Below are 6780 nucleotides of genomic sequence, written 5' to 3'. Positions count from 1 at the left end.
TACAATCCCGAATAGGAACTGAACTGAATTTTTTGTTGGGTAGAAAGCATCCTGATATCCGTTAAAGCCTACTTTAAGATACGAAAAAAGGAGCAGAAAACTGTTGTTTTCTACTCCTTTTTTTGCCCATTCTAAAAGGGGACTTTTTCAGTGCCCTCTAAATTATTGAAAGCCTTTTTTTCTTTTCTACAGTTTGCTTAAAATCAAGGTCGTTTTAAAAAGGTTTGAATTGCTATTGATAAATAACTGCTGATTCTCTGCGTATCTTATCAATAGTCGATCCTTAAAAGCCATCATTTCAAGATTGTTGGCTTGATCTTCCAAATAATGATTGACGCGATTACTTACCTCCACCTGAAGATGTTGGGAAGAACATTGGAATTTGATTTTAACAGGATGCTCCTTCATACTATTATATCCGTTTACCAAAGCATTGATAATTGGCGGAACGGTGATCAAAGGATAAATCTGCAATTGAGGATCATGAATCAGAAACTGTTTTTTGATTTCCTGGGATTCAGCATTTGCTTGATTCCATAAGGATAATATCCCTTCCACAAATCGGACTTCTTTTTCAACCGACCATTTTATGTTCTCCGATATGGAATAAGCCCCAATTTGTAATTCGAAGAGCGCTTTTATTAATGGTTCTTTCTGCTCATTTGCCTTAATTAGCTTTCGAAGATCCGTTAATTCCCTAGCTTTAATAAAAGAAACTTCCGCTTTTAAGGAAAGTATTTGATCTTGAAGTTCACTGATTGTTGTTTTTTTCTTAGACCAGAGCATCGGACTACTTCCCTCCTTCCAAACCGCTGACTCCACCAGAAACAGCCAACTTCATAGCATCTGTGGCCGACATATTTAATTTCTGGACTTTATCTGAACTGACCACCACGATCTGTCCAGCTACGGAATAGGAATATGGGAAATAAACAATCACTTCACCCGGCAATCCAATAGCGGTTAGATCCTTTTGCGTCAAAAAGCCAACCTTTTTAAGCCCCATATCATTCACTACAACGAGAACAGGTTCATTGAACTTCTTGGCATCTCCAACAAAAGCCTCCGTAAAATCTTTAATGGAAGAATAAAGTGTATTGAATAAAGGGATCTTTTTAATGGTCCTGCTCAACCAGGCCTTGATCGGTTCTGTTACCAAGGTGGTAAATATCAACCCCACCAAAGCCAATAAAAGGATAACAGAAAGGATACCTATTCCAGGGATGTATAATGGATGTCCTTTTTCATCTTCCAGGAAATGCTCTGTAATGTTTAAGGCGCCATCAATACTGGCCACTAACCATACGATAAGGAAAATAGCTCCGGCAACAGGGGCTACTACTAATGTCCCCTTGATCAAATAATAAAAAAATCGTTGAAAAACTTTTCTAATCATTTTATTCGTAATAATAAACGCGTTTAACCCTTCCAGAAATATTCACCAATAATTCATAGGGAATAGTTCCGATATCTTTTGATGCCTGCATCAGGTCTGGGAAAACCAATACCTCATCCCCTTCCTTCACTTCGATATCCGTCACATCCAGCATACACATGTCCATGCAGATACTACCCACTGTAGGAACCAACTTTCCATTGATCTGCATCTTCCCAACCGATTGACCAAATCTGCGATTATAGCCATCCGCATAGCCAATCTTTACAGTTGCAATCTTGCTATCGCGGTGTAAGACACCTTTTCGATCATATCCTATCGTTTCTCCGGCCTTAAGTTCCTTCAATTGGGTCACTGTAGTACGCAAGGTACTCACTTGCTCTAAGTTTTCCAATTTCCGGTCCATATCCACCCCATATAAACCAATTCCCAATCGGACCATATCAAAATGTGCCTCAGGCCATCTGACGATCCCCGATGTATTGGCAACATGGCGGATAAAGTTATAGCCTAGCCCATCTTCCAATAGTTTCGCGCTTTGCGAATAGGTATCAATCTGATATTGCGTAAATTCATCCTGTTTTGGATCGCCTGATGCGACTAAATGGGTGAAAAATGATTGAACGACAACCTGATCTTGTGATTTTAACCGATCAATAACTGCTGGAATTTCTTCTGGAAAGAATCCTAGACGATGCATGCCTGTATCCAATTTCAGATGTATCTTATAGGATTTTATTTGTTGATCTTTTAAAAAGGCGATGAAATCATTCAGAAAGGACATGCTATAGACCTCAGGTTCCAAATCATGTTTGATCAATGCGGAAAAGGTATCCGCATCTGGACTGAGCACCATGATGGGCAATGTAATGCCCGCAGAACGCAATTCTACCCCTTCATCTGCAAATGCGACTGTAAGGTAATCTACTTTCGCAAACTGCAATAGATTGGCAACCTCAAAACTTCCACTACCATACGAGAAAGCCTTCACCATGGTCATTAATTTAACCTGTGGCGGTATCAAAGAACGATAGACCATCAGATTATTGGTCAGAGCATTGAGGTTAATATCCAATACCGTTCCATGCGATCTTAATGCCAATCTTTCCACCACTTTTTCAAATTGGAAGATTCGGGCACCTTTGATCAGCACGCTTTCCTTTTCGATGGAAATATTATGGAGATCTTCCAGCAGGCTGGCCGTTGTTGGGTAGAACAATTTTTCAGGAATATGGAGTGCTGTTAGAAAATCATAATCCTTACCTACCCAGATCAGCCTTTTCAAAGACTGGCCGTTCAATATCTCTGACAGCTTTTTTTGGAACTTCTCGTTCTCTTCCAGACCATCCATTTCAGAGAGAATGATGCTCTTTTTTTGGTATTGGTTCTGCTGCTGCAAAAAGTCCAAGGATATTTTTAAGGATGCAAGATCGTTGGAATAGGAATCATCAATAATAGAACTGTTATTGATCCCTTTTTTCAACTGAAGTCGCATCTCGAGGGGTTTCAATCCATAAACCCGCTGCTGGATATTGGCGATATCATATTGTAAATTTAGCATGATAGCCACGCAGGAAACCACATTTTCAATAGATGCTTTGTCTGTAAAGGGGATTTTTAATTGATGGATACTGCCCTTGTATTGAATATCCAACTGTGTTTCCTGCCCTACTTGCTGTTGTTCTAGCAATTGCAAATCATCTTGTTCCAGATACCCCCAGGAGAATAATGGTTTATTTTCTACCATTTCTTTAGGAACATAGGAAGAACCTGCAATCAATAGGTTGCTTTCTTTGAAAAGCTTAAGCTTTTCCGCAAGTTTTTCTTCTTTGGATTTGAAGTGTTGGGCATGTGCGATCCCTAAATTGGTAAATACACCAATATCGGGTTTAATCATTGCTGCTAATGCATCCATCTCACCGGGCTCACTGATTCCTGCCTCAATAATGGCCAAATCATAATGTCCCTGCAGGTTCCAAAGGGAAAGCGCCACACCGATCTGCGAATTATAGCTCTTGGGACTCTGGTAAACCTTTTTATCTATACTCAGCATCTGTGTCAACCAAGCTTTGACTATGGATTTACCATTACTGCCGGTAATCCCAATTATGGGGAAATGGAATTGTTTTCGATGATATGCCGCCAGATCTTGGAGGGCTTTTAAGGTATCATGTACTTTTAGTACATTCACGTCGGTTTTGTCCATTAAAAATGGAACATCCTTACTGATTATAAAGGAACGGATACCTTGATTATAGGCATCGGCAATAAATTCATGACCATCGCGGGTGGCAGATAGAGCAAAAAACAAACTTTCTTCTGGCAGACTGATTTTTCGGCTGTCGTAGACTAATTCACTGATCTGCTGATCAGAATTAGGAATTCTGATAGCCATCCCCCCTACGATTTCATTAACTTTACCTATCGAATACATTATCTATTAAATATGCAACGAATTTCATCATTTTTTCGTTAAGTTCAGCATTTTTTGAAGATTTGCAATATGGATGAAGCGTCAAAAAAGAAGAAGGTATTAACGCCTTTGGCAGCCTTGAAAAAAGCTGAAAGTTATTGCGCCTACCAAGAGCGTGCTCAACAGGAAGTTAGGGATAAGCTGTACGATTGGGGACTGCATATGGAGGATGTGGAACAGACCATCTCCAAGCTTATAGAAAGCAATTTCCTGAATGAGGAACGGTTTGCTAAAGCGTATGTATTGGGTAAATTTAGGATGCAGGGTTGGGGAAAGATCAAGATAGTTCAACAGCTGAAACTTAAACGCATTTCGAAGCCATTGATCCAGATCGCGCTAAGGGAGATTGATCTGGATGATTATGAAGCGAAATTAACTGGGATTATTGAAAAGAAGATTGATAAGCCAATTGCTAAATTATCATACCAGGAGCGTTCCAAATTAGTGCGGTATTTGATGGGAAAAGGTTATGAAACAGATCTGATTTTTAGGATGCTAGGGAATCGGGATGATTTAGATGGATAAATTTGGTTTCTAATGATAAGTTGTATAATCTCTATCATTTTAGATTATTCATACAATTTGATATCTCATAAAAAACGAGGCAGTTAGAGGTTTAAAGGGGTTAAAACGGTATATTTTTTCAGATAAATACCATATTTTTTTTGGAGGGAATGGGAAAATATCTATATTTGCAACACTTCAAGCGAAAGTAGCTCAGTTGGTAGAGCACAACCTTGCCAAGGTTGGGGTCGCGAGTTCGAATCTCGTCTTTCGCTCAGTTGCCTAGGTGGTGGAACTGGTAGACACGCAGGACTTAAAATCCTGTTCCTGTTAAAGGAGTGCGGGTTCGATTCCCGCCCTAGGTACGGAAAAAAAGCTCGTCGGATGACGAGCTTTTTTAGTTTTATAGTATTTAGTAGTTAGTATTGAGTATTTAGACCTATGGCGGCCTGGGCTTGCAACATCTCCGCGTCATTGCGAGGTACGAAGCAATCTTTATCCATGTCATGGTGAGCGAAGTCGAACCATCTGTTCGTAAATAACCATACTTACAGATCCTTCGACTAAGCTCAGGATGACCAAAAAGAAAGATTGCTTCGTTCCTCGCAATGACGATGTGTCTGCTTCCTCGTGCTTACTCGAGATGAGGGAGGAAGCAAGAATAAACAAAAAAAGTCGATGCTTTCACATCGACTTAAAATTATCAAACCATCTAAATATTATATTCAATCCACTTACGGACAGGCAATCTTTTTTTGTCCATATCCCCTGCCGACAACAAATGTAGTATTTGATACCCTTTGAGTAACAACAACAGTATTAGATGAGGTAGTATTCCAAGGAACTTTATTAAACTGTAAACCCGCTTTAAGAATTAATGGAAATAACGGTCCTCCATCTGTTTTACTACCCAACATCGTTACCTCACCAGTTTTACTGATCATAATCCTTATAATTGGAGCTGTATCAGTACCTGTTAATTTCCAAATATCTGGTACAGCAACCCCATTTACCGTTTTCCCATATTCTGAACCATCTAAGAACCTGATATTCTGAGAAATGATACCTTCACCATTTGCTGTGTTATCATAAGTTTGAAATTGAATCTGTGCGGTATCCAAAGCCGAAGTACCAAATATCCTTGTATTGTTCACCCTCATATTAATGGCATTATCCAATAATTTAATATCAAAAGTGAATCCGTAATCAGATGCAGGCGCAGAAAATGATCTTGTCAACAACTCTCCATTTTTATATTCCTTCCCAGTTACTGGATCTATACAACCTGTATAGGTTGAGTTAACCTCGTATCGCCAGTTCAATGCATCATCAGCCATTTTTACCTCTTGCGTACATGTTCTAAAGTTTAAGTTCAAATTATACTTACAACCTGGTGTTATTTTGATATTCTCAATTTTAAAACCTGTTTTAGTTTCATCATTTATCGTGATTAATCCAAAAGTTAAGGTCTTGGCCGAGTTTTGCGGGTTTATCAATAAAGTCGGATAACTTATTATTTCCCTTATTCCTACTGATAAATCTGGAAAAACAACAATCGCATCTGTACTTTGGTTATTTTTATAAGTAAGTGTTCCGTCTACAAAATTAAAGGTTGCACTAGCATCAACTTTACCTATCGTCGTATTTTTTAAATCCTTAATAGTTCCTGTCATTTTCGGATCCATAGTCAACTTAGTGGTAATCATGCTGTATCGATGTTTCATAATAACCCCTAAGTAATTATCTCCCACGTTTAAAGTCCTATCTTTAATTACCTGAACCATCAAATCCTGACTTACATCTAATAACTGTGCATTTGCAAATGTCTGAACACCGTTTTTATAAGTTACATTAGGTAAATTATTTGTTTTACTATTTATGGAATAAATAACAAAGGTATAAGGTACTTTTGAATCTAAAGCGATAAAATTATTAGCTGGATTAGTTCCATAAACATAATCTTTCGTGGCTTTAAAAGTCCCATTGGAATTATAAACAACCACCCGATAATAAACACCTGGAGTTAATTTATTCCTGACTACAGTTGCTGCGCGAAGACCATTATTTGAGCTCTGAACAGTTCCTCCACCAATAGATTTTTGAATTGGTCCGTTATCCTTTTCCATCACAACATCTACTGAGTAATCGTCAAATACCAAAGTAGTATCTTGTACCACTCCCGAAGGTGATGAACCTGCTCTAGAACTCGATTTCTTCTCAAAATCAATTTGGTCTTCTTCATAAGAAATACCATCAATGGAAATATTGACTAAAGAACCATCTTTTACCACTGCAGGATTATCCTCAGATTTACTACATCCAACAACAAAAAGCATTAAGATTAAGGGTAAACTCAAGCTTAATCTCCTAAAATTATTTTTTAAATTTTTCATTTGATTATCGCTTA

General features: G+C 38.3%; 5 protein-coding genes and 2 tRNA genes. 3 read left to right on the top strand and 4 right to left on the bottom strand.

Annotated features, from left to right (window positions below; translation table 11 throughout):
- Window positions 1–186: 186 nt before the first annotated feature.
- Genes VJ786_RS09595 through VJ786_RS09585 form a run of 3 tightly spaced genes read right to left on the bottom strand, consistent with a single transcriptional unit; the run spans window position 187 to window position 3830 of the window.
- The gene (locus VJ786_RS09595) at window positions 187–822 is read right to left on the bottom strand and encodes a hypothetical protein (protein WP_134776494.1); all 636 of its coding nucleotides are present in this window, start codon (window positions 820–822) and stop codon (window positions 187–189) included.
- Window positions 791–1396: a DUF502 domain-containing protein gene (locus VJ786_RS09590; RefSeq protein ID WP_099367874.1), complete on the bottom strand. Its 606-nt coding sequence runs from the start codon at window positions 1394–1396 to the stop codon at window positions 791–793. The genes VJ786_RS09595 and VJ786_RS09590 overlap by 32 nt, the downstream gene beginning before the upstream one ends.
- 1 nt (window position 1397) lies before the next feature.
- The gene (locus tag VJ786_RS09585; RefSeq protein WP_134776495.1) at window positions 1398–3830 is read right to left on the bottom strand and encodes a bifunctional UDP-N-acetylmuramoyl-tripeptide:D-alanyl-D-alanine ligase/alanine racemase; all 2433 of its coding nucleotides are present in this window, start codon (window positions 3828–3830) and stop codon (window positions 1398–1400) included.
- Between the two features lie 69 nt (window positions 3831–3899).
- Here VJ786_RS09585 and VJ786_RS09580 point away from each other — a divergent pair, with 69 nt between their 5' ends.
- The 3 genes from VJ786_RS09580 (at window position 3900) to VJ786_RS09570 (ending at window position 4738) form a co-directional block, all read left to right on the top strand.
- Window positions 3900–4394, top strand: a complete 495-nt coding sequence (locus VJ786_RS09580) for a regulatory protein RecX (protein WP_134776496.1) — start codon at window positions 3900–3902, stop codon at window positions 4392–4394.
- A 181-nt stretch (window positions 4395–4575) separates the two neighbouring features.
- Window positions 4576–4648, top strand: a tRNA-Gly gene (locus tag VJ786_RS09575).
- Window positions 4649–4653: 5 nt separating this feature from the next.
- A tRNA-Leu gene (locus VJ786_RS09570) sits at window positions 4654–4738 on the top strand.
- Window positions 4739–5107: 369 nt separating this feature from the next.
- Here VJ786_RS09570 and VJ786_RS09565 read toward each other — a convergent pair.
- Entirely contained in the window at window positions 5108–6766 is a 1659-nt protein-coding gene (locus VJ786_RS09565) for a fimbrillin family protein (RefSeq protein WP_134776498.1), read from the bottom strand.
- Between the last annotated feature and the right edge of the window lie 14 nt (window positions 6767–6780).

This window comes from Sphingobacterium tenebrionis (assembly GCF_037126265.1).
GTDB classification, from domain to species: Bacteria; Bacteroidota; Bacteroidia; order Sphingobacteriales; family Sphingobacteriaceae; genus Sphingobacterium; species Sphingobacterium tenebrionis.
Note: the sequence above shows the minus strand (reverse complement) of the source record. Positions and strands in the feature narration are given on the sequence as shown.